The sequence below is a fragment of the Streptomyces sp. NBC_00316 genome (genome assembly GCF_036158715.1).
Taxonomy (GTDB): Bacteria; Actinomycetota; Actinomycetes; order Streptomycetales; family Streptomycetaceae; genus Streptomyces.
The window spans coordinates 7,410,975-7,436,341 of record NZ_CP108023.1 but is presented as its reverse complement, the minus strand read 5'-3'; the positions used below and the strand labels follow the sequence as shown (position 1 = coordinate 7,436,341).

General features: G+C 69.7%; 21 protein-coding genes and 2 pseudogenes. 9 read left to right on the top strand and 14 right to left on the bottom strand.

Annotated elements, in window-relative coordinates:
- Positions 1-263: 263 nt before the first annotated feature.
- On the bottom strand, positions 264-2,753 hold the full coding sequence (locus OG878_RS33100) for a SpoIIE family protein phosphatase (protein ID WP_328890178.1): 2,490 nt from the start codon (positions 2,751-2,753) through the stop codon (positions 264-266).
- Positions 2,754-3,328: 575 nt separating this feature from the next.
- On the opposite strand from OG878_RS33100, the pseudogene OG878_RS33095 reads away from it, so the two are divergent.
- Positions 3,329-3,864 (top strand): annotated as a pseudogene (locus tag OG878_RS33095) (LOG family protein).
- A gap of 125 nt (positions 3,865-3,989) precedes the next feature.
- Here the strand turns inward: OG878_RS33095 and pdxR are convergent.
- From pdxR to OG878_RS33070, 5 genes and pseudogenes are all read right to left on the bottom strand, one after another.
- Positions 3,990-5,429, bottom strand: a complete 1,440-nt coding sequence (pdxR, locus tag OG878_RS33090; protein ID WP_328890177.1) for a MocR-like pyridoxine biosynthesis transcription factor PdxR — start codon at positions 5,427-5,429, stop codon at positions 3,990-3,992.
- Positions 5,430-6,390: 961 nt separating this feature from the next.
- Positions 6,391-7,103: pseudogene (locus OG878_RS33085) on the bottom strand (3'-5' exonuclease); the annotation flags it as partial.
- On the bottom strand, positions 7,094-8,095 hold the full coding sequence (locus OG878_RS33080) for a cytochrome d ubiquinol oxidase subunit II (protein WP_328890176.1): 1,002 nt from the start codon (positions 8,093-8,095) through the stop codon (positions 7,094-7,096). The gene OG878_RS33080 and the pseudogene OG878_RS33085, both read right to left, overlap by 10 nt.
- A complete protein-coding gene (locus tag OG878_RS33075; protein ID WP_328890175.1) occupies positions 8,092-9,531 on the bottom strand; it encodes a cytochrome ubiquinol oxidase subunit I in 1,440 nt (479 codons plus the stop codon). Before OG878_RS33075 ends, OG878_RS33080 begins: the two co-directional genes overlap by 4 nt.
- Before the next feature lie 236 nt (positions 9,532-9,767).
- Entirely contained in the window at positions 9,768-9,974 is a 207-nt protein-coding gene (locus OG878_RS33070; RefSeq protein WP_328890174.1) for a hypothetical protein, read from the bottom strand.
- Between the two features lie 454 nt (positions 9,975-10,428).
- Between OG878_RS33070 and OG878_RS33065 the strand changes: the two genes are divergently transcribed.
- Positions 10,429-10,629 (top strand): CsbD family protein, encoded by a 201-nt coding sequence (locus OG878_RS33065; RefSeq protein WP_328890173.1) that lies wholly within the window; start codon positions 10,429-10,431, stop codon positions 10,627-10,629.
- A gap of 143 nt (positions 10,630-10,772) precedes the next feature.
- On the opposite strand, the gene OG878_RS33060 is transcribed toward OG878_RS33065, so the two are convergent.
- Both OG878_RS33060 and OG878_RS33055 read right to left on the bottom strand, forming a co-directional pair.
- The gene (locus OG878_RS33060) at positions 10,773-10,931 is read right to left on the bottom strand and encodes a hypothetical protein (RefSeq protein ID WP_328890172.1); all 159 of its coding nucleotides are present in this window, start codon (positions 10,929-10,931) and stop codon (positions 10,773-10,775) included.
- A 252-nt stretch (positions 10,932-11,183) separates the two neighbouring features.
- Positions 11,184-12,008 carry a hypothetical protein gene (locus OG878_RS33055; RefSeq protein WP_328890171.1) on the bottom strand — a complete coding sequence of 275 codons (825 nt, stop codon included), beginning with the start codon at positions 12,006-12,008 and terminating at the stop codon, positions 11,184-11,186.
- Between the two features lie 434 nt (positions 12,009-12,442).
- On the opposite strand from OG878_RS33055, the gene OG878_RS33050 reads away from it, so the two are divergent.
- From OG878_RS33050 to lnt, 4 genes are all read left to right on the top strand, one after another.
- The gene (locus tag OG878_RS33050) at positions 12,443-14,248 is read left to right on the top strand and encodes a pectate lyase (protein ID WP_328890170.1); all 1,806 of its coding nucleotides are present in this window, start codon (positions 12,443-12,445) and stop codon (positions 14,246-14,248) included.
- 314 nt (positions 14,249-14,562) lie between these two features.
- Entirely contained in the window at positions 14,563-15,426 is an 864-nt protein-coding gene (locus OG878_RS33045; protein WP_328890169.1) for a universal stress protein, read from the top strand.
- A gap of 112 nt (positions 15,427-15,538) precedes the next feature.
- Positions 15,539-16,036 carry a nuclear transport factor 2 family protein gene (locus OG878_RS33040; RefSeq protein WP_328890168.1) on the top strand — a complete coding sequence of 166 codons (498 nt, stop codon included), beginning with the start codon at positions 15,539-15,541 and terminating at the stop codon, positions 16,034-16,036.
- Between the two features lie 190 nt (positions 16,037-16,226).
- Entirely contained in the window at positions 16,227-17,834 is a 1,608-nt protein-coding gene (gene lnt, locus OG878_RS33035; RefSeq protein WP_328890167.1) for an apolipoprotein N-acyltransferase, read from the top strand.
- On the opposite strand, the gene OG878_RS33030 is transcribed toward lnt, so the two are convergent.
- The 3 genes from OG878_RS33030 to OG878_RS33020 form a co-directional block, all read right to left on the bottom strand.
- Entirely contained in the window at positions 17,829-18,176 is a 348-nt protein-coding gene (locus tag OG878_RS33030) for a hypothetical protein (protein WP_328890166.1), read from the bottom strand. The two genes, lnt and OG878_RS33030, sit on opposite strands and share 6 nt — an antisense overlap.
- Before the next feature lie 177 nt (positions 18,177-18,353).
- Entirely contained in the window at positions 18,354-19,253 is a 900-nt protein-coding gene (locus OG878_RS33025) for a Gfo/Idh/MocA family protein (RefSeq protein WP_328890165.1), read from the bottom strand.
- Complete coding sequence (locus OG878_RS33020) at positions 19,250-20,470, bottom strand: FAD-dependent monooxygenase (RefSeq protein WP_328890164.1); 1,221 nt, start codon at positions 20,468-20,470, stop codon at positions 19,250-19,252. The genes OG878_RS33025 and OG878_RS33020 overlap by 4 nt, the downstream gene beginning before the upstream one ends.
- A gap of 80 nt (positions 20,471-20,550) precedes the next feature.
- On the opposite strand from OG878_RS33020, the gene OG878_RS33015 reads away from it, so the two are divergent.
- The 3 genes from OG878_RS33015 (at position 20,551) to OG878_RS33005 (ending at position 22,375) form a co-directional block, all read left to right on the top strand.
- The gene (locus OG878_RS33015) at positions 20,551-21,228 is read left to right on the top strand and encodes a TetR/AcrR family transcriptional regulator (RefSeq protein WP_328890163.1); all 678 of its coding nucleotides are present in this window, start codon (positions 20,551-20,553) and stop codon (positions 21,226-21,228) included.
- Positions 21,229-21,269: 41 nt separating this feature from the next.
- Positions 21,270-21,782 carry a DinB family protein gene (locus tag OG878_RS33010; RefSeq protein WP_328890162.1) on the top strand — a complete coding sequence of 171 codons (513 nt, stop codon included), beginning with the start codon at positions 21,270-21,272 and terminating at the stop codon, positions 21,780-21,782.
- A 140-nt stretch (positions 21,783-21,922) separates the two neighbouring features.
- On the top strand, positions 21,923-22,375 hold the full coding sequence (locus OG878_RS33005) for a hypothetical protein (RefSeq protein ID WP_328890161.1): 453 nt from the start codon (positions 21,923-21,925) through the stop codon (positions 22,373-22,375).
- On the opposite strand, the gene OG878_RS33000 is transcribed toward OG878_RS33005, so the two are convergent.
- The 3 genes from OG878_RS33000 to OG878_RS32990 all read right to left on the bottom strand — a co-directional run bounded on the left by OG878_RS33000 (position 22,363) and on the right by OG878_RS32990 (position 25,325).
- On the bottom strand, positions 22,363-22,854 hold the full coding sequence (locus OG878_RS33000; protein ID WP_328890160.1) for a hypothetical protein: 492 nt from the start codon (positions 22,852-22,854) through the stop codon (positions 22,363-22,365). The two genes, OG878_RS33005 and OG878_RS33000, sit on opposite strands and share 13 nt — an antisense overlap.
- 128 nt (positions 22,855-22,982) lie before the next feature.
- On the bottom strand, positions 22,983-23,666 hold the full coding sequence (locus OG878_RS32995; RefSeq protein ID WP_328890159.1) for a uracil-DNA glycosylase: 684 nt from the start codon (positions 23,664-23,666) through the stop codon (positions 22,983-22,985).
- A gap of 78 nt (positions 23,667-23,744) precedes the next feature.
- Entirely contained in the window at positions 23,745-25,325 is a 1,581-nt protein-coding gene (locus OG878_RS32990; RefSeq protein ID WP_328890158.1) for an ABC transporter substrate-binding protein, read from the bottom strand.
- Positions 25,326-25,367: the final 42 nt, after the last annotated feature.

Genomic DNA, 25,367 nt, shown 5'->3' with positions numbered 1-25,367 from the left:
GCTTCGACCACGTTGCAGATCCACTCCCAATCTCTGGGGCGGACGAGGTCCGAGTTTCACGAAACCTCCGATGTAGTCGTTGGAGTTTCGCGACCAGGCGGGAGGGCCGGACGGGACTTTCCACCCCGTCACCGGGCTGCCGCTGGCGTGGCGTGGGAGCGTACGTCCGCTCTCCAGCCACATAAATGGTGCGCACGAGTTGTCGGTCTTCTCGGGGCCCAGGCACTGGCCTCCAAGCGCTTGAGTCGGACGGGTAAGTGGTTTCACGCACTGGCTGGCAGTTGCTGATCAGCCCAGATGATTTTGCCGTCCGGGATCTGGCGGGTTCCCCATCGGCGGGACAGTTGAGCGACGAGGAAGAGGCCGCGGCCGTGTTCGTCGGTGGTGCGGGCGTGTCGCACAAACGGGTGGCAGTGGTGAGCGTCGGAGACTTCGCAGGTCAGCATCTCGTGCCGGATGAGGCGTAGGCCGATCGTGCGGTCGCTGTTGCAGTCGGCCTTGCCGTGGATGATGGCGTTGGTGAACAGCTCGCTTACCATCAGCCCTGTGGACTCGGCTAGGTGTTCCAGTCCCCACTGGGTCAGCTGGCGGGCAGCGAGAGTTCGGGCACGGCTGACGACGGCGAGGTCGCTGGGGAACTGCCAAAAGGCAACCTGGTCTGCGCTCAGCGAGCGGGTCCGTGCGAGAAGCAGAGTGACATCGTCGCTCTGCGGCTTGGCCCGCAATGTGTCCACCGCGGAAGAGCACAGATCATCCAGTGTGAGGCCGGGCCGTGCGAGGGCCGCGCGCAAACGGTTCATGCCCGCGCTAATGTCCTGGCCGCGGGCCTCGATCAGACCGTCGGTGTAGAGGGCGAGCACGCTTCCTTCGGCAAGTTCCAAAGTTACGGACTCGAAGGGGACCAGTCCGAGGCCGAGCGGTGCTCCGGTGGGCAGGTCGGGGAAGGTGACGTGGCCGTACGGGTCGATGATCGCGGGCGGGGGGTGGCCGGCCCCCGCCATGGTGCAAGTGCGGGTGACCGGGTCGTAGACCGCGTACAGGCACGTGGCGGCCATCGTGGTGGTGGCCGGGTGCCGGGGGTCGGCTTCCGCCTCGGTGAGGCGGATAACCTGCTCGTCGAGGCGGGACAGTACTTCGTCGGGAGGCATGTCCATGTCGGCGAGGGTGCGCATGGCGGTGCGCAGCTGACCCATCTCCGCTGCCGCGTTGATGCCGTGTCCGACCACGTCGCCGACGACCAGGGCGACGCGGGCGCCGGAGAGGGGGATCACGTCGAACCAGTCACCCCCGATGCCGTGGTGGCTGTCGGCCGGCAGGTAGCGCCAGGCCACATCAGCGGCGGAGCCGCCTGTGGCGCGGTGAGGGAGCAGCAGCCGCTGCAGGGCGAGAGCCGCGGAACGTTCGCGCACGTATTGGCGGGCGTTGTCCAGGGCCAGCGCTGCCCAGCTGACGAGTTCCTCGGCCAAGAACAGGTCGTCCTCCTCGAACGGCCTGGGGTCCTTCGTCCGCACGAAGACCGCCACGCCCAGCACCGCACCCCGGGCGTGGATCGGAACGACCATCAACGAGTGCATGGCGTGCTCGCGGAGCTTCTCCGCCCGTGCCGCATCGTGGTGGTCCAGCCAGGTGCCCGGGGATGCGTCCAGTATGGGCTCGAAGTGGGATTTCCCGGAGCGCAGAACACCGATGAAGGGCGAGGTGGGCGGGACGAAGACCGGCTCTCCGCGGACGAACCGGGACTCCGGCGTTCCCGGGTGGATCGAGGCCAGGCCCGCGCGGCGGAAGACGGGGATGTATCCGCCCTGTGGGCCGAAATGGGCCAAGGGCTCCTCGCCGAGCGGGACGGACTCCGTCAGGTCGACGGTGGCGTAGTCCGCGAGGAACGGCACGGCGAGGTCGGCCAGTTCCTGCCCGGTCTGCATGACATCCAAAGTGGTGCCGATGCTCCTGCTGGCCTCGCCGAGGATTGCCAGACGCTCTCGCGCCCGTCGGCTGTCGGTGACGTCCACGCTCACGACGCACACGCCCAGCGCGCGACCCTGCGCGTCGTCGAGGCGGAAATAGGACGCTGTCAATATGCGGTTGCTTCGCACATTCACCGGCAGGAAGGCCTGGTAGTCCACGTTGATCGCCGGGTCGCCGCTCTCCAGCACCTGGCGCATCACTGCCTCCAGCGTTTCGGCCTCCGTCCCGGGCGCCGCCTCCGTCAGCCTGCGGCCCAGCCGCTTGGGGAGAGGGATGCCGTCCTTGGAGCCCTGGGTGTCGTTCACCTGGATGCAGCGCAGGTGCGTGTCCCGTATGACGAAACCGATCGGCGGGCTGCTTGGCAGCGGCAGCGTAGCGAGGAGTGGCTCCGCCACTGTGGCCTCGGCCGGCCACGCGGGAACCAAGGCCTTGTCGGTCGCACAGACCACCCACCACTCCAGGCCGTCCTGCCCGGACAGAGATGACACGCACAGGCGCACGTCGATGCTGCGGCCGTCGCGGTGGCGCACCTGCGCGAGGTCGGACCAGCGGCCCCGGCGGGTGCTCTCTTGTGCGGCTTGTGAAGCCTTTGCTCGGTCGTCAGCGGCCACCAACAGGACACCGGCGGACCGCCCCACCACCTCCGCGGCCGAGTAGCCCACGAGCCGCTGAGCGGCCTGCGACCATCCGACCACCGTCCCCTGCGCGTCGAGGAGAGCTATCGCTGGGCAAACTGTCTCGATGGCCGTCTGAGCCTCGGAGACTGCTGTCTCTGCGGAACTGCCCATTGCTCTTCCCTTCTGTGTCCCCCGGATGCGGTCCCCAAGCTGCTCGGCTGTCTAGTGGATGGATAAATTCAGGGCAGGAGTGATCGAGCTACCAGGCACGGCAGCTCACAGCCCATTCACACTGCCCCCGACGGTGGCTGCGGCGGTGGTCTCTGCCCGCCAGGCGTGCTCCGGCGGGACACCTGTCGGGGCCTGGGCGCGGCCAACCAGCGCGTGTGCGCGGTGAGGCGCTGCGGGCTTCCGTGTGCTTTCGTCCGTGTTCATGCCTGCAACGCTACGCACCCGGCGGCACAGGAGTACGGTCCATTTCTATGACAAATTCCCAGTCCAATTCTGCGGACAAAGCGAGATCACGATCTATGGAGCTGGAACACTGAACCGCTCCCGAACGTCGCGCCCCGAGCATGCGACGTGGCGCTCCGGCTTCGCGGGGCAATCGGTCTGACAGACGGCACCCAGGGGCCCGCCTCGCCGTTCGACGCGAAGTGGCCCGGTCTTTGCTCAGAAAGCGGTCCACACGTGTGGGCGGACGCGCTCATACGCTCGGGTCATGCCTGCAACAGCGCCCGCCCCCGATGAACATCGGTGTCTTCCTCTCAGCCACTGACGTCAACGAGCACTACACCCAGCCGACCCGCGAGTTCGGGGGACCTCATCGGCAGGGCCGGCCACACCCTGGTGTGGGGCGGATCCGATACCGGGCTGATGAAGGTCGTCACCGACGGAGTGTGGGCGTCTCCGGAAGTGGGTCAGGAAGGACGCCGACGAAATGACGTTCGCCAGGGATCTCGCTGAACGGAAGGCACGGTTGCTCGCCGTGTCCGACGCAGTAGTGGTGATGCCCGGCGGCGTGGGCACGCTGGACGAAGCCTTGGGGGTCCTGGAGCTGAGGAAGCACGGCCTGTACGACGAGCCCGTGGTGCTGCTGAACACGGCGGGCTCCCACGACAGGCTGATACTCCAGCTCCGGCGAATGGACGAGCAGGGGTTCCTGCCGTTGCCCCTTGCAGAACTGGTCTTCGTCGCCGACACGGCCGCCGGCGCACTCGCCTACCTGGAGAAGTCCGTTGGAACGGATGGCGAGATCGTGACAGCACGGCTTCCCGCCTGAGAGATCGCGCCGACTCCGGAACGGGCGGCCTGGCACTTGAGACCGACAACCCCGGCGCCTCGAATCTCGGCAGGGACGCTCCCGAACCGGACAGAGGCGCGTCCGCTCCGCCCTCGGAACCGCTTCTAGGGCAGCACCCTGCACAGTGCGTCCAGTGCGCCTGCCCACGCGCTCTCCGAGGGCGCCGCGTAGTTGACCACCAGGGCGTCCCGTTCGGGCAACCGCCATCCACAGTCCGCCACTTCGTAGCGGAACTGCGTCAACCCCCTGATCGCCAGACCTTGCCGGGCCGCGGCCTGGACCACAGAGCTCTCGGTTCCACGAGGGAGTTCGAGGACCGTCTGCAGTCCTGCAGCCATCCCGGTCACACGAATGCCCGGAGCCCTCTGGCGCAGGACCGCGACCAGCTGGTCGCGGCGACGCCGGTAGCGCAGCCGCATCGAGCGCACATGACGGTCGTACGCGCCCGAGGCGATGAATTCCGCCAGCGTCAGCTGCTCCAGGGCGCTCGTCATGTAGTCGCCGTGTCCTTTGGCCGTCACGATCTCCGGGATGAGTTCCTCCGGCAGCACCATCCATCCGAGCCGTACCCCCGGCGCCAGGGACTTGCTCACGGAACCGAAGTACACCACCCGCTCCGGATCGAGGCCTTGCAGGGCCCCCACCGGCTGACGGTCGTACCGGAACTCCCCGTCATAGTCGTCCTCCAGGATCAGGCCGCCCGTGGCACGTGCCCACTCGACGACAGCCATGCGCCGGTCCGGGCGGAGCGCGACCCCCGTCGGGTACTGGTGCGCCGGGGTCATCAGCACCGCCCCCACTTCGCGCAGTCGCGCGAGGTCGTCGATGCGTGCGCCATGGTCATCGACGTAGAGCGGCGGGGTGTGCAGACCGGCGTTCGCCAGCAGGTCGCGAAACAGGTCGAGTCCGTAGGCCTCGACTGCCACCCCTCGCACCCGCCGTACCCTGAGCGCCTGCGCCATCAGCGCCAGACCGTGGTGGAAACCGGAACAGATGACGATCCGATCCGGCTCGGCGTACACCCCGCGGGCCCGCGCCAGATAGTCCGCGAGTGCGGTGCGCAGCTCCATCCGGCCGCGGGCGTCGCCGTAGCCGAAGGCGTCGAGTGGCGCGGCAGTCAAAGCCCGGCGGGCCACGGTGAGCCACTGCGAGCGCGGAAAGGTCGCGAGGTCCGGTGCACCGGTCCACAGGCCATACCGGAGACGGGGCTCGTCCGGCCTCGCGCGAGAAGCGTCGGGCGCGGCCCTCTGCGGCTCGACCCGGGTGGCCACCCGGGTCCCGGAGCCCTGCTGGGCGGTGAGCCAGCCCTCAGCGACCAGCTCGGCGTAGGCCTCGACCACGGTGTTGCGCGAGACGCCGAGATCCGCGGCGAGTGAGCGGGAGGCCGGCAGCCGACTGCCGGGCGCCAGACGCCCCGTCCGCACTACGTCCCTCAAGGCGTCCGTGAGCCCTGCACGCAGCCTGGATCCGCGCAGCTCCAGATGCAGGTCGGCACCGAACGCGGGGGGCGGACCGGCCGCGGAATTGGCCCGGGAATCCGTCATGTAAATGCACCATACTCCGATACCATCGACTGGCCAGTCGTCCCATTGGGCCGCGCTGCACGCCACCGCAGCCTCGTCGCGGTGACGACCGCGCGCCGTGTCGTTCGGCGAGCGTGTTCGCCGCAAGCGCGGACTGGTCCCGCTTCTCGTCATTGGCAGCACTTGGCCCGAGCACTGGGCCACACTCACTACCCCGCCCAAACCCGCTGCTGACGACCTCCACGCACGAGCCCGCCGCCTGCTGAACGGTCACGCCCTGCCCGTGCCAGTGGCCTTCATCGACGCCGACCTCCAAGTCGTGGCTTTGATGGCGCAGCACGATCCGCGACTGGCGTACGTCGCTGGGTGGGCGGAACACGGGCAGATCAGCCAGTGTCTGGCGGGCGCTCCTGCTTTGATAGAGCGTTATCAAAATGTGCCAGGCCCCGCGCGAGCCCTCATCGAAGCGGCCATGGATGCGCATCGACTGGGCCACCCTCCCGGCCTGCCGCTGCCTCTGTTGGAAGCCGCCGCGGAAGGCTGTCTCGCCGACTCCCAGTGGGACCTGCTGGAGGACGACTGGTTCGAACAGGCCCTCGCCTGCACCGCGGCCCCGCTAGACGGTGCCCGCGGCCCGCTCACCCGGATCCGACCCCGTCGTGGCCAGTCTGCACCTGCCCACCCCCACTACCGCCTCGTCGACTACCTCGAACAACAGGGTCGCACTGACAGGGACACCAGCCTCGTCCCGGCTGTCTTGTGGGAAGCCCTCATCGAGCACCACGCCTCCCGTGATTGCCGAACCCTCGCCCGGGCAGCACGAGGCCGCGGCCTTTTCGCATGGCCATGCGCTTCTATGCCATTGCCGCGCACGCAAGCGACAACGACGCCCTCAAGGAGGCTGCTTGGCTGCTGGTGCGGGCAGGGTGGAGGCAGGAAGCGATCTGAACCGCCCCTGTCTTCCCGCGCAACGCCTCTGTGGTCAGGTGTTGCGACGACCGGTTGAGTCCATCGGGTTTCCATCCGGGTGGTGGTCGATCCACGCCAGTCCGTCCATGTCCAGGCGCTGGCGGGTACGGGTGACGGCTACGTATGCGAGGCGGGCCTCGCTGTCGTCGATCGGCCCGGGAATGGCGCATCCGTTGGCGTCCTTTTGACCACTGTCTTTCGGCGGGGTGAAGTCGTCGGCGATTCTCACGCAGGGACATTCGCGTCCCTTGGCCTTGTGCGCGGTGGAGACGATCACGTCGGCGTGTTGCTCGGGAGCAAGGCCAGCCAGGGCGTTCAGGATGGCGTCGGTGCCGTGCTTGTCAACGAGGTCGACCAGGGCTGCAGGTCGCGTCCGGCCGGATCGTGGGCTGCGTAGTCCTGGAGCTCTCCCCAGGTCGGGAAGAGGAGTAGTTCGGGGTGGGTGGTGCGGCGGCCTTCCTTCAGGTCGCGGGCGGCCAGCGCAAGAGCACGCAGTCCGTCTCCTCCCCCGGCCAGGGCGACCCGTTGTCCGCTGGCCATCATGGCCATGACTTGGGCCCTGGCCCCTGTGTTGGTGCGGCACAGGACCGCGTCGGGGCAGGCCACGGGGCCGAGTTCGGTGGGCACGGCCGGTGTGCCGGTGAGGCGGATGGGTGCGCCTGCGATGTGCAGCCGGCGGTTGGCTTCGCGGGCGAGGTGGGGGCCGAAGCGGAAGGTCAGGCGGAGGAAGTCAGCCGGTCCCGTTCGTGCAGCACGTACAGGGCGGCCAGGGAGGGAGCGATCAGCACGGCCGCGGTGCAGGCCACAGCGACCAGCACCCACAGGGTCGAGTCGGGAGCGGCGGCCTGGGTCAAGGACAGGTGGGTGCCCAGGAGGTACGGATACTGGGCGACGCCCCATCCGGCGATCACCGTGGCCACGGCCAGCGACGCCAACGGCCGCGGCAGGCGCGGCCGACGGGCTCTGAGTGTTGCCAGGGCTGCGAGTCCGGCAGCGGCGGACACGATCAGCAGAGCCAGTCCGCGGGTAGTGAGTTGGTGGAACAGGCGCGGTGCGTCCGCATGCAGGACGAAGACGCCGGCCATGCAGACGATGCCCACCGCGATGCCTGCCGCCAGTGCCCGCCGCCGGAAGTACAGGTGCAGAGCCTCATCCCGATAGGGGTGCGTGGCAGCCGAGGAGAGGAAAACGGCAGCGAGGTAGGCGCATACGACGACCGCCAGGACACCTCCCAGCACACCGGTGGGGTTGAGCCAACTGGACAGCGGGGCGCCGCCGCCGGCGCTGGGGACGCGGCCGGAGGCGACGGCCCCTGCGATGCCGCCGAAGCAGAACGGCGTCAGCACCGAAGAGACCGCGAACAGGACCCCGGTGAGACGCTGCTGCGCGGTGCGCAGCGTCACTTTGCGGAAGGCGAAGCCGGACCCGCGCAGGACGATGCCGAGTGCCGCGAGGCCGAGCGGGATGTACAACGTCGTGGTGATGGCGGCGAAGGCGGGCGGAAAACCCGTCCACAGCACCACCAGGCAATAGATGAGCCAGGTGTGGTTCGCTTCCCAGACCGGGCCGATGGACCGGTCGATGAGCGAGCGGGGGGCGCTGCCCCGTACGGCTCCGCCCGCGGTCAGATCCCAGAACCCGGCGCCGAAGTCGGCACCACCGAAGACGGCGTAGGCGATGACGCCGGTGAACAGGATGACGCCGATCGCATTGGTCATGGCGTTCGGCCTTCCGGGCTCGCGGCGGAGCCAGCAGGGACTTCGGGGCCGTAGGGGACCTGGACATCGTCGTCGCCCTGAGCCGCCCATCGCCGGCGCAGGGCACGCAGAACCAGCAGGGCACCTGTGCCAACGGTGGCGTAGATGATCACGGTCGCGCCGAAGAAGGGCCACAGGTTGCCGTGGGTGGTGACGGCGTCCTGTGTCAGCAGCAGTCCGACCACGGTCCACGGCTGCCGTCCGACTTCGGTGACCACCCAGCCGCTTTCCAGGGAGACCAAGGCCACCACGCCCGACAGCGCGGCGCACCGCAGGAACCAGACGTTGGTGGGGACGCGGCGGTGGCGCCACCACAGCCAGGCGAACCATACGGACAGGGCCAGCAGAACCATGGAGGCGCCCACCATGATGTCGAACGCCAAGTGCACGATGCTCACGCCCGCGTCGCTGGGGCGCACCGGTGCGGGGATTGCGTCGAGCCCGTTGATATGGGTGCTGGGGTGGAACCCGGCCAGAAGCGATGCCATGTCCGGGATCGGCAGCCCGTAGCGGACCTTCCCGTCGATCAGAACACCACCGAGTGTCTCGGGGACGTGGTCACCGGAGTCGGGAAGCAGTTCGATGGCGGCGAACTTCGCCGGTTCGGAGTCGAACACCTGACGGGCGACCAGGTCCCCGACGAAGATCTGCACGGGCACGGTGACGGCGGCCACGACGAAGCCGATGAGGAAGCCGGTGCGGTGGTAGGCGTCCTGTCTTCCTTTGAGCATCCCCGCCGCGTACACCCCGGCCACGACGAAGCCGGCGACGATGTAGGCCGCCAGCAGCATGTGGATCGTCTCGAACCAGAACGCGCCGTTGAAGAACACCTTGGCCGGACTGACGTCGACGATGCGGCCCGCACGCATGGTGATGCCGCCGGGCTGGTTCATCCAGGCGTTGGCAGCCACCACGGCCGAGGCACCACCGAGGCTGGAGATCACCACCGGGACACCGCTCCAGAAGTGTGCCCAGGGCGAGAGCCGGTCCCATCCGTAGATGTAGAACGACATGAAGATCGCTTCGAGGAAGAAGAAGATTCCCTCGATGGCGAACGGGAACCCGAAGGCGGCGCCGTACCGCCCCATCAGTCCGGGCCACAGGATGCCCAGTTCGAAGGTGAGTACGGTGCCGGACACGGCTCCCACTGCGAACAGCACCGCGGCAACCTTCGACCAGCGGCGTGCCAGGAGCATGGCCTGCTTGTCGCCGCGGCGCAGTCCTCGATGGTTGGCGAGGAGCATCAGGAAGGTGAAGGCCACACCGAACGGCACGATGATGATGTGGAAGCCGAGTGTGAAGGCCATCTGTTCACGAGCGGGCAGCAACTGTGACGGCTCACCCGCGGACGCCACCGCCTGCAGCACTGCGGTGGTGGCGCATGAGGCTGACGGCATGCCCCGTATCCTCGCGCTCGCTGTGATCGGGGCGCCTGCCGACACGGCTCTGCCAGGCTCTTTAACCCGAGCGGATGACCCAAACCCCCGGCCCCCTGGGGCCTGGCGCGGCTCGGGAGCCAGCGATGCTCGGAGGAGTCTCGGTGAAGCACCCGCAGCTGCATGCCGTATACCTCAAGGCCGGCCCGGGCCTGGTGGAACAGGGCCGGCTCGAAGCTGCGCATGTCGTGCGTCGGTCATGTGTTCCCGTCGCCCGGGATCGGAACGTGCAGGGTCTCCGACAGCCGCTCCACGGCGACCTCGGGTGTCGTGCTCGCTCCTCGGCCGCGGATCACCATGTCCACGTACCCGACCGCGTCCGGGACGGTGATCCGGCCAGCGCCCGCGGCAGCCCCGGCCAGGAGACCACGCAGGTGCCGGACCCGACCGCTGATTCCTGTCATAGGCCCTCATCCCTTCACGGAGTCCAGCAGCGCGGGGTCGACAACCTCCGCGGGTGTCCCGGCGACGTTGTGCGGATCGCTTCCACCGTCACGAAAGTGAGGTCCGTGAGCAGCGGAGGCGAGCGGCGGCGCCGGTTCGAGGCGCTCGGCAGGGTCCGGGGCCCGGGCCGCCTCACGTGCGGTCCTGGCCGTGATCACCTCGGCATGAGGCAGCCCCGGCCCCGGTCACGGTGACGGCGGGGCGCACGCAGGGGGCTCGGCGACTGCCGCTCGGTACCGCACGGCCGCGATCCGGTGCAGCCGCGCCCGCACACGCGTGGCCGCCGAAGACGCCCTCCCCCGGCCGGCACCACTGCGGCAGGGACATCTGCCCTCATGCCGCGTCCCACACGAGGCGGCCCGGCCCGACGTGCCCTAGCTTGGTCAGGGGGATTCGTCTACCCGAGGAGTCCCGGTGACCTCAGGAAGCAGCAAGGACAAGATCAAGGGCAAGGCCAAGGAAACTCTGGGCAAGGTGACCGGAGACCGCGGCAAGATTGCGGAAGGCAAGGCCGACCAGGCCAAGGGGCGCGCGAAAGACGCATTGGACGACGCCCGCAAGCGCGTGCCCGGAAAGTCCGGCCCGACGGACCCGCTGATCAGAGACGACGAGTAGGTCCAGGCTCCGAGCCCCCGCTGGATGGTGGGGGCTCGGCCACGCCCGAGGGTGAGCTCGTCGGGTTCACCGCGGTGAAGGTCGAGGAGACGCGTCCGCGGACATGAAACTGCCCCTTCCCGCCGGAGCGGGAGGGGGCTGCGTCATTCGGTGTCGGCCGCCGGCAGGTCGGGGGGCGCGACGAACAACCCCGCGTACTGCGGCCTCGGCGGCTCGACGGGGTCGAGGGCAACCGTCGTACCCATGTCCGCGGCGTCGTCGTTCGTGCGCCGTCGTACCTGGCGCGGTGAAGCGTCAGCCATCAAGTCTCCTGTGCATAGCGGTCGTTGTGAGGGCCCTGAGCCCGAGAAGACCACGGCTGGTGTGCGGTGGCGGTGCCTGTGCACCATGAGGCGGCACACCAGGGCGTCCGGATCACCCGGCGGTGCCTGCAGGGAGTATCCACCAGGACACGTTCGGCCGCCAGCGCCGGGCCTGCCAACCGTACCGTCCTGGCCGCCGGCGCCGGGCGGGATCTTCGGCGGACCACCCCGCAACCCTCCGTGCACGACGGTTCAGTACGCGACGGCCGCCCATGTCAGCGCCCCGGCGACGGCCACCGCGTAGCACCCCACGGCGGCGCGCACGACGGTACGCCGGGTGGGGGCGCTCCATGCCGTGCCGGCCAGCACCCTGGCCAGCACGGGAAGCACCAGGATCGCGTGCAGGCCCACCCCGTGCAGTGGTTTGAGCGACGCCGTGGAGGCGTAGCCCGCCGACTGATGACCGGTACGGGTCAGATAGACGCCGCGGGCGATCATCGCCGCCCCCGACAGCAGCCCGACGACGAGGATCGCGAAACCGGATCGCAGCGCGAGCGGCATACCGGCGGGTCCTTCCGGGCGACGGGCGAACGAGGCCACCGCCAGGCCGGTGAGGACGACGACCAGCACGGCCCCGCCGACGGCCAGCGTCATGGATACCACCGTGTCGAAGGGCGTCTCCATGTTGAAGTGGGACGGCACGCCGCGCCAGGCCTGGAGCGTGATGCCCGCGACCTCCAGCACGCAGTCGGCGGCGAACACCGCGAGCAGCACCGTGCGGGTGCGCGCGTGCATGCGTACGTACGAAGCCACCCAGCAGATCGCGATGAGCGTCAGGCCGAAGGAGAGCCCGAAGGTGACGGGTTTGCGCCAGGACACCGGGCCGGACCAGGGACCGCCGTCCACCGCGAGGACGACCAGGTGCAGCAGCCCGGAGACGACGAGCGCCGATCCGGTTGCGTAACAGAGGCGTTCCACCGGGCGCAGACCGTGCCACGCACGGGTGCTCGGCAGCGAGCCGGCGCGGCCTCTGCGCGCCGGTTCCGTACTGATGGCCGCTGCAGAAGGGTTCTCCATGCCCGGAGCATCCCGCGGGGCGGGCCCGGCCGTCGTCGTACGTCCGGAGGCAGTCGCCGTACACCGCATGGAGTACCGGTGATCCCCCCACCGGATGACCCTGAGCCGCGGTCGCCGTGTCACTCAAGAGGTGTGCACCTATCTCTGCGTGACGACCGCCGAGTTCGGCTCGGCCCGCCAAACGCGATCGTCGATGTCCAGGTGAGCGAACCCATGAGTTACATATGCCCGATTAATTCATCCAGGGCTCCACATACGTGAACTCTGTTGTTGTGTATGGCCTCTTGGCTCCATCATCGCATGGTGCTAGAACTCCTTTGACATGGAGAGCGAGATCATCGGATCACGCTGCGTCATGTCCGGGACCGCCTCCCCGCGGCCCGTTTTCGCGTTTCGCCACCCGAGTTGGAGGCAGTCGTTCGATGCACCTGCCCGTGAGCCGTCGTACCTTCTCCCGCCTCGCTGTCGCACCGGCAGCAGCCCTTGTGATCGGATCGGCCGGGCGCGCGTCGGCCGCCAGTACCGCGCCACCCACCGCAACCGGACCCGCCCCCGCACGGACACGCGGCGACATCGCCGCGACCGTGGCCCGCGTCACCACGTTCATGGACGAGCACGTCTCCTACGGCGGCGGTTACGTCTGGAGCTATCTCCCGGACCTCTCCACCACCTGGGGCGAGATGGAAGCCCGGCGCACCATGTGCTGGATCCAGCCGCCCGGCACCCCGTCCGTCGGCCACAGCATGCTCGACGCCTACCACGCCACCGGATCGGAGGCCTGCTACCGGGCGGCCAAGCGCACCGGACTGGCGCTTGTCGACGCCCAACTGGCGTGCGGCGGCTGGAACTACATCCATGACACGGCGGGCCAGGGCTCGCTGCGCGACTGGTACAGGACCATCGGAGCCAACGGGTGGCGGCTGGAGGAGTTCCAGCACTTCTACGGCAACGCCACCTTCGACGACGCGGCGACCTCCACCGCCGCGCAACTGATACTCCGGCTCCAACTGGAACGCCCCCACCCGAAGTTCGAAGCCTCTCTGGACCGCGCGATCCGCTTCGTCGTCGCCGCGCAGTACCGCGGCGGTGTCGCCGACGGCGGCTGGCCCCAGCGGTTCCCTGCCTTCTCCGGCTCCGCCGATCAGACGCCCTGGCCGGACGAACTGCCGTCCTGGCTGCCCTCCGGCATCCGGCACGGCATGGAGGACGGCGACTACACCGGGCATGTGACCTTCAACGACAACGTGCTCGGCGAGAACATCAAGTTCCTGCTGATGTGCGTCACCGCCCTCGGGCGCCGGGACCTGATACCCAACGTCCGGCGGGCCATGGCCTGTCTCCACCGCATGCAGCAGCCCGGCCCGCAGGCCGGCTGGGGCCTCCAGCACCTCGCCCGTGCGGCGGGCGGCCGCCCGGCCGGCGCTCCCGCCGGTGCCCGTTCCTACGAACCCCGGGCGCTGGTCACCCACACCACTCAGACCAATGTCCAGCAGCTCTTCGCCTACTTCCGGCTCACCGGTGACCATGACTTCCTGCGTCGCGTCCCGGAAGCCCTCGCCTGGCTGGAGACCTGCCGGCTGACGGATCAGCAGAAGGCGGAGAACCCGCTCCTGGCGTCCAGCACACATCCGACCTTCGTCGAACTCGGCACCAACCGCGCTCGCTTCGTGCACCGCTTCGGCTCGAACATCCGCAATGGCGCCTACTACAACGACTACGACCACCTGGACACCCCGAGCCACTACGGCGGCGGACGCAAGGTCGACACCGCGGCGCTGCACGCGACGTACGAGGAGCTCATGGCGATGAGCCGGTCCGAAGTCGCCGACCTCAAGGCCCGCTCGCCGCTCTCGGCCCATGGCAGGCGTGAGCTGCCGGGCTACTTCTCCATGAGCGACCTCAGTCTCGACGACCTGTTCCGCGACGCCGATCCGTCGCTGCCGACCGTGACACAGGCGCAGGCGGACGCCGTCGTCGACGGGCTCGGCACACGGGACCACTGGCTGACGCCGATCGGATCGATCACCAATCCCTACCGGGGTCCGGCACCCGCGACGCCCTACGACGGCAAGGCCTATATGAGCCGCAATGTGGGTGACCTCTACGACACCTCGCCGTACGACCCGCTCAAGCCGCCCCTGGAGGATCCCTACACGCCGCAGGCCAGTCCCCTGGGCATCACCACATCGGACTTCATCGACAATCTCGGCACTCTGACGGCGTACGTCGCCGGCAGCTGATCCACCCGTCCCCGCTCCGCCATGAGTGCGACCCTCACCGGATCGCCCTCGTCCTGAAGCGCGTCGCAGAAGGCCCGCGGCCGACGGTCCGGAGAGACCGGAAAGGCGTCCGCCCGTACCCTTCCGCGACGCGCTTCCTCGCTGCACAGCACTTCGCTGTGCGCACGTCGGCTGCTCCTGCGCCGGACGCCGACCAGCCGTAGCGTACGGAACACGACCGGAGGAATACGGGGCAGACACGGTCGGAGGTCCACGCCGCGTGCTCCGTACACGTACCAGCCTGGGACAGGTACTGCCGGACTCTGGAGGACTCCATGACCACCGCCGAGCTTCCTGTGATCGCCGCCGTCGACGGTTCGTGGCACAGCTTCGAGGCGCTCGCCTGGGCCGCGCGCGACGCCGTGGGGCGAGGGCTTCCGCTGACGATCGTGCATGTCAGGCCGCTCGATCGGCATACCAGTCAGGAGGCTCAGCGGCGCGAGGCCGAGGAACTGCTCGCGGAGTCCGTGGGCCGGGTGGCACAGGTCGCTCCGGCCCTCCACACGTCGACCCTCGCCCCGCTGGACTTCCCGACGGCGGCACTGACCGCGCTGAGCGAGCACGCGTCGATGCTGGTGCTGGGCTCGCGCGGGCTGGGCGGGTTCCGGTCGCTGCTGATCGGCTCGAACAGTTTGGCGACGGCCTCGATGGCAAGGTGTCCCGTCATCGTCGTCCACAGCAGCGCGGCGGACGAGGACGAGGCGGAGACACGCGAGGCGTTCACGGACATCGTCGTGGGGGTGGCCGCCGACGAGAGCAGTGAGGCCGTGCTGGACTTCGCGTTCGAGGCGGCCACGTCCCGGCCCGGTGCGCGCCTGCGGATCGTGCACGGCTGGACGATGTTCTCGTCGATGCTCTCCGGCGGTCCCGTCTTCGACCGCGACGCGGCGGCAGACGCGGCCGCACGGACCCTCGCGGAGCTCACCGCAGGCCGCCGTGAGAAGTACCCGCAGATCGACGTGGTACAGGAGCCGGTCCACGGGTCCGCGTCCCACACCCTCGTCACGGCGTCGGAGACCGCCGCCCTCACGGTGATCGGGCGGCGCAAGGGCGGCGAGGATCTTGGATTCGGGCTGTCCCCGGTGGCGCAGACGACACTCACGCACGCGGTCGGGCCGGTGGCCGTGGTCCCCTGCTGACCCGGTCCGGCTGGTTCGGCACCCACGCCGCGGAGGTCCGCACGGCGACTGGACCGTGCGCCGCGCGTGCACGCCCCTTGGCCTCCGCGGCCGGCGGGCACACACTGGCCGGATGACGCAGCGCGTGGCTCTCGCGACCGTGATGGACCAGCTGTCCATCGACGCAGTGATCACCGGTTATGCGGTGGCGGTGGACGACGGTGCCTGGCAGGACTACCGGGACCTGTTCACCCCGGAAGGCCGCGCCGACTACCGCGGTGCGGGCGGTGTGGAGGGGCCCGCGGCCGAGGTCGCGCAGTGGCTCGCGGAGACGATGCGGCTCTTCCCCGTACGGCAGCACCTGGTCGTCAACCGCCGGATCGCCCTCCAGGACCTGGGCGGCTACCCGGGTGACCGCGCCGAGGTGCAGGCCGACTACCTGAACCCGATGCGGCTGCAGGGCGCGCCCGACGGCGGCGGTGATGCACCCCCGGACACCGTCGCGCCGAATTTCGTCTCGGGCGGCCGGTACGCATTCGGACTGTTGCGTACGGAGGTCGGCTGGCGGATCCGTACCGTGACCGTCCACGAGAAGTGGCGCACCCTCTCCGGCTCCCTCACCACGGGCTGAGTCGCGCCGAAAGGCGCCGGCCTCGCCGCACCCGTTCCGCGCCCCCCACACTGGGGAAGAAGAAGGGAACACCTGCTCACCCGGCAGGACGAGGAGGCGCGCTATGCGGATTCCGGTCGGCCACCGTGAGCAGGGGGAGCTGGGCCCTCCTGAGCAAGGGAGGCTCGTCGGTCGTGAGCAACACCGGCACATGCTCCGGGCGCCCTGGTGGCGCTCGGGTGCCGCGCTGCTCGCCGGCGCACTGCCCGCGCTCGCCTTCCCCGCTCCGTCGCTGTGGTGGTTCGCCTATGTCGCACTGGTGCCTTGGCTGCTGCTGATCCGGTCGGCGGGCACACCGCGCCGGGCAGCGCTCGACGGCTGGCTGGGCGGGGCGGGCTACCTGCTCGCCGTGCACCAGTGGCTGGTGCCGAGCCTGCATGTGTTCATCGTGGTTCTCGCGGCGCTGCTCGGTCTGCTGTGGGCGCCCTGGGGCCTGCTGGTGTCCAGGATGCTCGGGGGTGCCCCCTCCGGCCGACGGGTTGCGGCCGGCCTGATCGTGGTGCCGTGCGGCTGGCTGATGATCGAGGTGGCCCGCTCCTGGGAGGGGCTCGGCGGTCCATGGGGGCTGCTCGGCGCGAGCCAGTGGCAGGTTCCTGTGGCGCTCCGGGTCGCATCGGTCGGGGCCGTGTGGCTGGTGAGTCTCCTGGTGGTTGCGGTGAACACCGCTGTCGCCCTGCTGCTCGTGACCTCGCGCGCCCGGACGGCTGCGGCGGTCGGCATCGTGGTGTGCGCCCTGGCCGTGGGCGCGATATGGACGTGGGCACCGCAGCCCCAGCAGGCGGGGACGGCCCGGATCGCCGTCGTCCAGCCGGGGGTGGTCGGGGGACCCGACAGCGCCACGCGCCGCTTCGCCCGCAGCGAGCAGCTGACCCGCACGCTGGCGGGCCGCGACCTCGATCTGGTGGTGTGGGGAGAGAGCAGCGTCGGCCAGGATCTGTCCTGGCGCCCGGACCTGACCGCGCGGATCGCGAAGCTATCGCGCGAGGTCGGCGCCGATGTGCTGGTGAACATGGATGCCCGGCAGACCGGCGCGTCGGGCCGGACGGGGATCTTCAAGAGCGCGGTGCTGGTCGGACCGGACGGCCTGACCGGGGACCGCTACGACAAGATGCGCCTGGTGCCGTTCGGCGAGTACGTCCCGGCCCGTTCGGCGCTCGGCTGGGTGACGTCGGTGGGCAGGGCAGCGGGCGAGGACCGGTTGCGCGGCACCCGCCAGGTGGTGATGTCCGTTCCCGAGCCGTCTCGCGCGGGCCGGTCCACCGGATCCCCCACCGACGTACGTGCCTCGGAGAACCGTCTGCGGATCGGGCCGCTGGTCTGCTTCGAATCGGCGTTTCCCGACATGAGCAGGCGGCTGACGCGTGACGGGGCCCAGCTCCTGATCGCCCAGTCGTCGACCTCTTCGTTCCAGCACACCTGGGCACCCGAGCAGCACGCGTCGCTCGGCGCGCTGCGGGCCGCCGAGAACGGCCGCCCGATGGTGCATGCGACGCTCACCGGCATCAGCACGGCGTACGGCCCGCGGGGCGCGCGCATCGGCTCACCGATGGGGACGGATACGAGCGGGGCCGCCGTGTACGACGTACCGCTGGCCACCGGCACCACGCTGTATGTGCGGCTGGGCGACTGGCCGGTGCACGGCGCGCTGGGCGTGCTGGCGGCGTTCTGCGCCTACGAGGGTGTCAGGTCCCTGCGGCGTCGTGCCCCGCTGGCGCCGGTCGGCCCGGTGAGTCCGACGGCACGGACACACGGTCTATGACGGGGCGTTGACGGAGACGATGTTGCCCTGTGCGTCGACGGTCAGGGCGACGCGCTCCACCTTGTTGGTCACCGCCAGCACCGCCCAGACGACGCCCCACAGGAAGCAGCTGAACACCATCAGAAGGGCGTGCAGGACGTGGTTCAGCGGCTGTCCCCGGACCATCACCACCTGCGTCTCGGCCCGGGACTCCACCCGCCAGCCGTTCGCGATCCGCTGATTGACCGCCCAGTCGAGGATCAGGCCGCGCTGCATCGCGTCGGGTGGCCGCCCGTCCGCCGAGTAGTAGCCGGGGGGTGGCTGGAGAGCGCCCCATCCCTGTGGCTCGTCGTGGGGCTTCACAAGGTCACCTCCACGGGCCGGCGGTCGATTCCCCCAGCCTGCCTCCGGCCTGTGCGGGATGCATCCCGAGCGGATCGACCCTGTCCCGAACTGCGGGTTGCACGGACAGTCGGCCGTCCTGCGCAGTCCACCGGACGCCGTCCGCCCTGCGGGCCCAGGATGATCCGAACGAGAGGCCTACGCGCAGCCCAGGTCGCGGAGAATGCGCTCGCACAGCTCGTGCGTCTCCAGGGCGTCCCGGGCGCTCAGCAGCTTTCCGGCCCGGACGGCGTCCAGGAAGGACAGCACGCTCTGCTCGATGCCGCGCTGGCGGGCCACCGGCACCCAGTCCCCGCGTCGCCGCACGCTCGGCTGCCCCTTGTGGTCGATCACCTCGGCGAGGTTCACCACCTCGCGCTTGGAGTCCTGTCCGGATACCTCGAGCCGCTCCTCCGTCGAGCCGCTGAGGCGGTTCATCGCACCGATGGCGGTGAACCCGTCGCCGGACAGCTGCAGCACGACGTGGTGCATCAGGCCCTCACGGATTCTGGCCTGTACGACGGTGTGCTCGACCGGGCCCGGCACCAGGAAGCGCAGGGTGTCCACGACGTGGATGAAGTCGTCGAGCACCATGGACCGCGGGTCCTCGGGCAGGCCCACCCGGTTCTTCTGCATCAGGATCAGCTCGCGGGGGTGCTCGGCGCACTGCGCGTAGCCGGGCGCGACCCTCCGGTTGAAGCCGACGGCCAGGCTGACACCGCGCTCCTCGGCGAGGTTCACCAGCCGCTCGGACTCGGCGAGTTCGTAGGCGAGCGGCTTGTCGACGTACGTGGGAACACCCGCGTCGAGCAGCCGCCCGGCGATTTCCGGGTGCACGGAGGTGGGAGCGTGGACGAAGGCGGCGTCCAGGCCCTCCGCGATCAGCGAGTCGAGGTCGGTGTGGCGCTGCTCCGGCGGGATCCGGTGGGCCTCGGCGACGGCGGCCAGGGTCGCCGGGGTGCGGGTCTGCAGATGGAGTTCGACCCCGGGCAGCGTGGCGAGTACTGGCAGGTACGCCTTCTGCGCGATGTCGCCGAGCCCGATGCAGCCGACCTTCACAGGGAACTCCCTCTCGCTGTGTGCGCGTCATCCGTCGAGGCAGCATACGTGTGCTGCGGCGGCTGCCAGTCCGCGATGCCGTCGAAGGTGCGCAGGACGAGGCCGGGCCCGAACCGGGCAATGACCGACATCGAGATGTCGCGCACTGCGACGGCAGGTGCGCTGGTCAGACGCATCAGCCGGGTTGCCCGGGCGGCCTTGCGGACGATGGCGCCGGTGCGCGGGACACGGTCCGCGCTGTACGCGGCCAGGGCCGCCGCCAGGTCGCCGCCGGGCACCGCATGGTGGGCGAGCACGATGGCGTCCTCGATCGCCTGGTTGCCTCCCTGTCCGAGCGTGGGCGCCATGGCGTGGGCGCCGTCGCCGACCAGGACGGTGCGGCCGCGGTGGAACACCGGCAGGGGGTCGATCAGATGGTGCACATCATTGCGGAGAACCTGTCCGGGCTCGACGGCGGCGATGATCCCGGGGATCGGGTCGTGCCAGTCGCCGAACCGGCGCAGCAGCTCGGCCTTCTCGCCGTCGGCGCCCCGCGCCCCGGCGGGCGAGACCGCGGCCGCGTAGGCATAGATCCGGCCGTCCTTGAGCGGTTGGGTGCCCCAGAGGGCGCCACGGCCCCAGGTCTCGTGCGGGGCGAAGGGCTTCGCCGGCGCCGGGACGACGACGCGCCAGGTGGTGAAGCCCGCGTACGACGGTCCGGGGTGCGCGGGGAAGAGGCAGGAGCGTACGGCCGAGTCGATGCCGTCGGCGCCGACGACGAGATCGGCCTCGAAGTTCCCGGCCGCAGTGGCGACGATCGCCCGGGCGCCGCCCGCGGTGCCCGGCTCCAGGAGCTGCGCCGACGCCCCGGTACGGATCGCGGATGAGGGCAGTTCGGCGGCGAGGATGTCGATCAGGGTGGCGCGGTGGACGAGGACGATCGATCCGCCGAACCGCTCGGTCGCGGCGTCGCTGCTCGTCCGGGCGAGCCACCGGCCGCCCGGAGTGCGCATACCGCCGTCGCCCTGCCAGGCGGCCAGGGATCTGACCCTGTCACCGAGGCCGATGACGTCCAGGGCGCGCTGGGAGTTGGGCGCGAGGCCGATACCTGCGCCGACGGGCTCCAGTGAGGCTGCCCGCTCCAGGACGGTGATCTGCCAGCCGCGCCGGTGCAGGGCCACGGCGGCGGTCAGCCCACCGATCCCGCTGCCGATGACGACCGCATGGGGCTGTGTCATGACTCGCCCTCCTCGAAACTACATCTGTAGTGAGGACACCAACGTACTACAGGTGTAGTTGCAGCGGTAGGTTTGGCCCCATGGCCACAAGCACCCCCCGCACCACCGGCGCCTCCCGGTCCGACCTGATCACCGACGCCGCACTGGCACTGCTCGCCGAGCGCGGGATGCGGGGGCTCACCCACCGCGCCGTCGACGAGCGCGCCGGGCTCCCCCAGGGTTCGACGTCCAACCACGCCCGCACCCGGCAGGCTCTGCTGGAGGCGACGGTGCGACGCCTGGCCGAGCGCGAGGCACAGGTGCTCGCCCCGGGAGAACTCCCGATGCCCGGCGACGCGCCGATCGACAGGGCGGAAACCGAAGCGGGAGCAACCGACGGAGCAGGAGGGAAGGCAACAGGGCAGGCAGGTGACGGTCTGGACGCCGTCGTCGGCGGTCTCGCACTGGCCCTGCACCGGTATCTGACCCGTCACCCCGAACTGCTCATCTGCCGCTACGAACTCGCCCTGGAAGCCACCCGGCGCCCCGAGCTGCGCGAGTTCTTCGACACCATGGGCCGCCAGTTCCGCGACCCCCTGGTGGCGCTGATGACGGCGGCCGGTTCGGCCGAGCCGGATCGCCATGCCCTGTCTCTGGTGGCCTGGTGCGAGGGGCTGATGTTCTCCTGCGCTGCCGGGTCGTACCACCGGTCCGTACCCACCGAGGAGGAACTGCGTACCGGCTTCACCGAGTTGCTGTGCGGCATGCTGGGCCGCTAAACGCCTGGCCCATTCGTGATCACTGGGCAAGAATGCGCGGCATGACCACAGACGAACGCTCCGAGCCCGCCCTCACGGCCGCCGAGCGCCCGATGCTCGAGGGCTGGCTCGACTATCACCGCGACACGCTCGCCCTGAAGTGCGCAGGCCTCACCGACGCCCAACTGCGGGAGGCGTCCGTACCCCCGTCGGAGCTCAGCCTGCTCGGGCTCGTGCGACACATGGCGGAGGTGGAGCGCGGCTGGTTCCGCGAGGTCCTGGCCGGTGAGGACGTGAAGGCCGTCTACGGCACGGACGAGGACCCGGACGGCGAGTTCCACCTCACCGAGGCAGACACCTGGGAGAAGGACGGGGCGATCTGGCGGGAGGAGATCGCACGGGCCCGGGAGATCGCCGCGAACGTCGGGCTCGACGATCTGTCGGTCGGCCTGAGCCGCAAGGGCGAGCCGTACAACCTGCGGTGGATCTACACCCACATGATCGAGGAGTACGCCCGGCACAACGGCCACGCCGATCTCGTCCGGGAGCGGATCGACGGCGCGACCGGCGACTGATTCCGCCTGGGTCGCCCGTCCGCATCGGGCCCACCCGGGGGCGGCGGCAGCCGGGGACTGCGCCGACCGGGGTCACTCGTGCGGGCCAATCACGGCTTCCCCACTCCCGCAATGCCTGGCCCGCACAGCAGAGTTGCAGCGTGCAACGAACCAGAATCGCCGTGAAGCTCCTGGTCGGGGTGGCAGTCACTGCCGTCTCCGGCTGCGTGTCCGTGGAGCACCAGCCGGGCCATGCGCCCCGGCCCGAGACCAGCAGGCCCGCCCGGGACCTGGCCCCTCAGATCGCCCGGCCACCGGTCCGGGACACCCTGGAATCCCTGCCGGATCCGAAGCCCTCCGCACAGGCGTCCGAGACCGCCCCCGGAGCGCTCTCCGACACCCGTCGCACCGGGCAGCGCACACGGCAGGGTGAGCATCCCGGTGGGGTCCTGCCGCGGCCGCGGCAGGCGCCGCGCGTGGCACCGGCACCGGTCCCGGCTATGCCGGCCTCCCCCGTCACCGGGGCGGACGTCTGCGCGCTCGGACGGGGATACGGCGGCTGGCCCGCCGGCAGCACCCCGTCCCGGATCTGCGAAGACTCCTACGGCCACTGATCCCACAGCCGCCGCTCCAGGCGCCCGATCGCCGCCCGTACCCCTCCCCCGTACCCGTCGTCCGTTCCGTCGTCCGCGAGGACGTCGGAGGCCTGACGGGCGCGGTGCAGATGGATCCAGGCGGCATCCGGGCGCTGGAGCTTCGCATAGTCCGCCGCGAGACTGAGATGGAGCAGGGGAGAGAAGGCGCGGACCGCGAGCGTGTCCCGGTGTTTGTCCGCCCGCTCGTCCGTCAGCCCCTCGGCGGCGGTCAGCGCCCGCAGGTCCCAGGCGAGTTCATCACCGGGGTCGTCCTGGGTGTCGGCCATGTAGTGCGCGAGGGTGCAACGGTGGAGGGCGTCGCCGTCCTCGCCGATCTCGGCCCAGAGCGCTCCGAATCGGTTGCGGGCCTCTTCCCGGTCACCACCGTGCAGCAGCATGATCGCCTGGCCGATCCTGGTCATGACGGCGTCCTTCGACGCCTCCTGCTGCTCCGCCACCGCAGTCTCCCTCGCACCCGTCCAGCCGATCCCGTTCGATTCCGGATGGCTCGACGCTAGTCGCTGGTGCGGGTAAACCCGGTCAGGCTCGGGCAAAGCGCCCGAGCCTGTCGGGCAGGTGCCCGCAGTCAGCCCAGGTCGGGGATGCGCCAGTCGATCGGCTGGTGCCCCTGCGCCGCGATCGCCTCGTTGATCTGCGTGAACGGACGGGAGCCGAGGAACTTCTTCGCGGAGAGCGGCGAGGGGTGCGCGCCCTTCACCACCACATGGCGCTCCTCGTCGATCAGCGGGAGCTTCTTCTGCGCGTAGTTGCCCCAGAGGACGAAGACCGCCGGGTCGGGGCGCGAGGCCACCGCCCGGATCACCGCGTCGGTGACCTTTTCCCAGCCCTTGCCCTTGTGCGAGTTGGCCTCTCCGGCGCGGACCGTCAGCACGGCGTTGAGCAGCAGGACGCCCTGCTCGGCCCACGGCATCAGATACCCGTTGTCCGGGACCGGCAGGCCGAGCTCGTCGTTCATCTCCTTGTAGATGTTCCGCAAGGAGGGCGGCGTCCTGACGCCGGGCTGCACGGAGAAGCACAGCCCGTGCCCCTGGCCCTCGCCGTGGTAGGGGTCCTGGCCCAGGACCAGGACCTTCACCTTGTCGTACGGAGTGGCCTCCAGTGCGGCGAAGACCTGCTCCCGCGGCGGATAGACCGGCCCCTTGGCCCGCTCCTCCTCGACGAAGTCGGCGAGCTCCTTGAAGTACGGCTTCTGCAGCTCGTCGCCGAGAACGCCGCGCCAGGACTCGGGCAGCAGGTCGGTGTCGGTCACGTCAACAACCTCCGGTACGCAAATAGGTTCTTGACCACAGAACCTACCGGGGCCCACTGACAATCGACCGGGCGAGCCCTACCAGCTCGCCTTGCGGTACAGCTCCCACATCTGCATGACCGTCTGCGGGTCCAGTGCGCGCTCGCCGCCGCCGATGTCCTCGCCCGCCGCCACATAGAGCTTGCCCTGCCACAGCGGCAGCAGCCGGACGTCGTCGACCAGGATCTTCTGGGCCCGCTCGAACTGCTTGCTGACCGCGCCCCGGTCGCTCTCCTGACGGCTCTGCGGCAGCAGGTGCTGGGTGATCTCGTTCTTCACGTACGGCATCCCGGTGACGGTGTCCTTGCCCACGAAGGGAGCGATGAAGTTGTCCGGGTCCGGGAAGTCCGGGAACCAGCCACGGCCGAAGACCGGGTACTCGCCCTTGGTGTAGCCGGCCTGGAACGTCTTCCACGGGGCGCTCTTCAGCGTGATCCGGAACAGCCCCGAGGCCTCCAGCTGGCGCTTCAGCTCATCGAACTCGGGGGCCGTCGAGGAGCCGTACCGGTCGGTGGTGAACCAGAACGTCATGGCCACCGGCTCGGTGATGCCCGCCCCGGTGAGGATCTCCTTGGCCTTCTCCACGTTCGGGTCACCGAAGCTGTCGAAGAAGCTGGTGGTGTGACCGGCGATGCCCTTGGGCACCATGGAGTACAGCGGCTCGGCGGTGCCCTGGTAGACCTTGGCCACCAAGGCGTCCCGGTCCACGAGCTGGGCGATGGCCCGACGCACGGCCGGGTTCCCGGCGGCCGGGTCCTCGGGGTTGAAGACCAGGAAGCGGATGTCGGCGCCGACGGTCTCGATGAGCTGCAGCTCGGTGTTCTTCTCCTTGTTGTCCTCGAGCCTGACGACCTCCTCGGCGGTGAGGCCGCGGTAGGTGGCGTCGATCTCGTTCTTCCGCAGGGCCTCGACCATGGGGGTGGACCCCTTGAAGTACCTGATGGTCACGGCGTTGTTCTTGCGGTTGGCGAACCCCTTGTAGCTCGGGTTCTTCACCAGCTCGGCCCGGTCGCCCGGCCGGTACGAGTCCAGGAGATAGGGGCCGGACCCGGTGATCTTTCCGTCCTCGCGGACCTTGTCCTTCGGGTAGTCGCCGGGTGCCACCAGGGACATCGCGGGGGTGGCCAGGACGAACGGGAAGGTGGCGTCGGGCTTGTTGAGGTGGAAGACAACCGTGTCGTCACCGACAGTCTCGACGCGGTCGAGCGAGCCGAGCAGTCCTACCGGGCCGCCCTTCACCTTGAGGGTCGAGATCCGGTCGATGGAGTACTTCACGGCCTCGGCGTCGAGTGCGTCCCCGTTGGAGAACTTCAGGCCCTTCTTGAGCCTGCAGCGATAGGCCGTGCTGGTCCGGTCGGTGAAGGTGCAGGAATCCGCGGCATCGGGCTCGGGGCTCGTACTGCCGGTGGGGAAGCTCACCAGGGTCTGGAAGACATTGCGCATCAGCTCCCAGGAGTTGTCCCACGCCGCCGCCGGATCAAGAGTGGAGGGCTCACTCGTGGTGCCGACGACTATCTTCTGCTCGCTCGCCGAGCCGTTGTCGGACAGCAGACCGCAGCCGGCCAGCAATGAAAGGGAAGCAAGCGCTGCAACGACGTGCAGCCTGGCCCGGTAGAACACGTGCACGCTCCTCGATCAGCCATGGGTCGGCAGACCATACCG

Excerpts from the sequence above, each read along its gene's own strand:
- OG878_RS33040 (WP_328890168.1), top strand. The coding sequence starts at position 15,539 with ATGACGCAGCGCGTGGCTCTCGCGACCGTGATGGACCAGCTGTCCATC.
- OG878_RS33075 (WP_328890175.1), bottom strand. The coding sequence starts at position 9,531 with ATGCCGTCAGCCTCATGCGCCACCACCGCAGTGCTGCAGGCGGTGGCG.
- OG878_RS33015 (WP_328890163.1), top strand. The coding sequence starts at position 20,551 with ATGGCCACAAGCACCCCCCGCACCACCGGCGCCTCCCGGTCCGACCTG.
- OG878_RS33045 (WP_328890169.1), top strand. The coding sequence starts at position 14,563 with ATGACCACCGCCGAGCTTCCTGTGATCGCCGCCGTCGACGGTTCGTGG.
- OG878_RS33070 (WP_328890174.1), bottom strand. The coding sequence starts at position 9,974 with ATGACAGGAATCAGCGGTCGGGTCCGGCACCTGCGTGGTCTCCTGGCC.
- OG878_RS33080 (WP_328890176.1), bottom strand. The coding sequence starts at position 8,095 with ATGACCAATGCGATCGGCGTCATCCTGTTCACCGGCGTCATCGCCTAC.
- lnt (WP_328890167.1), top strand. The coding sequence starts at position 16,227 with ATGCTCCGGGCGCCCTGGTGGCGCTCGGGTGCCGCGCTGCTCGCCGGC.
- pdxR (WP_328890177.1), bottom strand. The coding sequence starts at position 5,429 with ATGACGGATTCCCGGGCCAATTCCGCGGCCGGTCCGCCCCCCGCGTTC.
- OG878_RS33060 (WP_328890172.1), bottom strand. The coding sequence starts at position 10,931 with ATGGCTGACGCTTCACCGCGCCAGGTACGACGGCGCACGAACGACGAC.
- OG878_RS33020 (WP_328890164.1), bottom strand. The coding sequence starts at position 20,470 with ATGACACAGCCCCATGCGGTCGTCATCGGCAGCGGGATCGGTGGGCTG.
- OG878_RS33100 (WP_328890178.1), bottom strand. The coding sequence starts at position 2,753 with ATGGGCAGTTCCGCAGAGACAGCAGTCTCCGAGGCTCAGACGGCCATC.
- OG878_RS33055 (WP_328890171.1), bottom strand. The coding sequence starts at position 12,008 with ATGGAGAACCCTTCTGCAGCGGCCATCAGTACGGAACCGGCGCGCAGA.
- OG878_RS33010 (WP_328890162.1), top strand. The coding sequence starts at position 21,270 with ATGACCACAGACGAACGCTCCGAGCCCGCCCTCACGGCCGCCGAGCGC.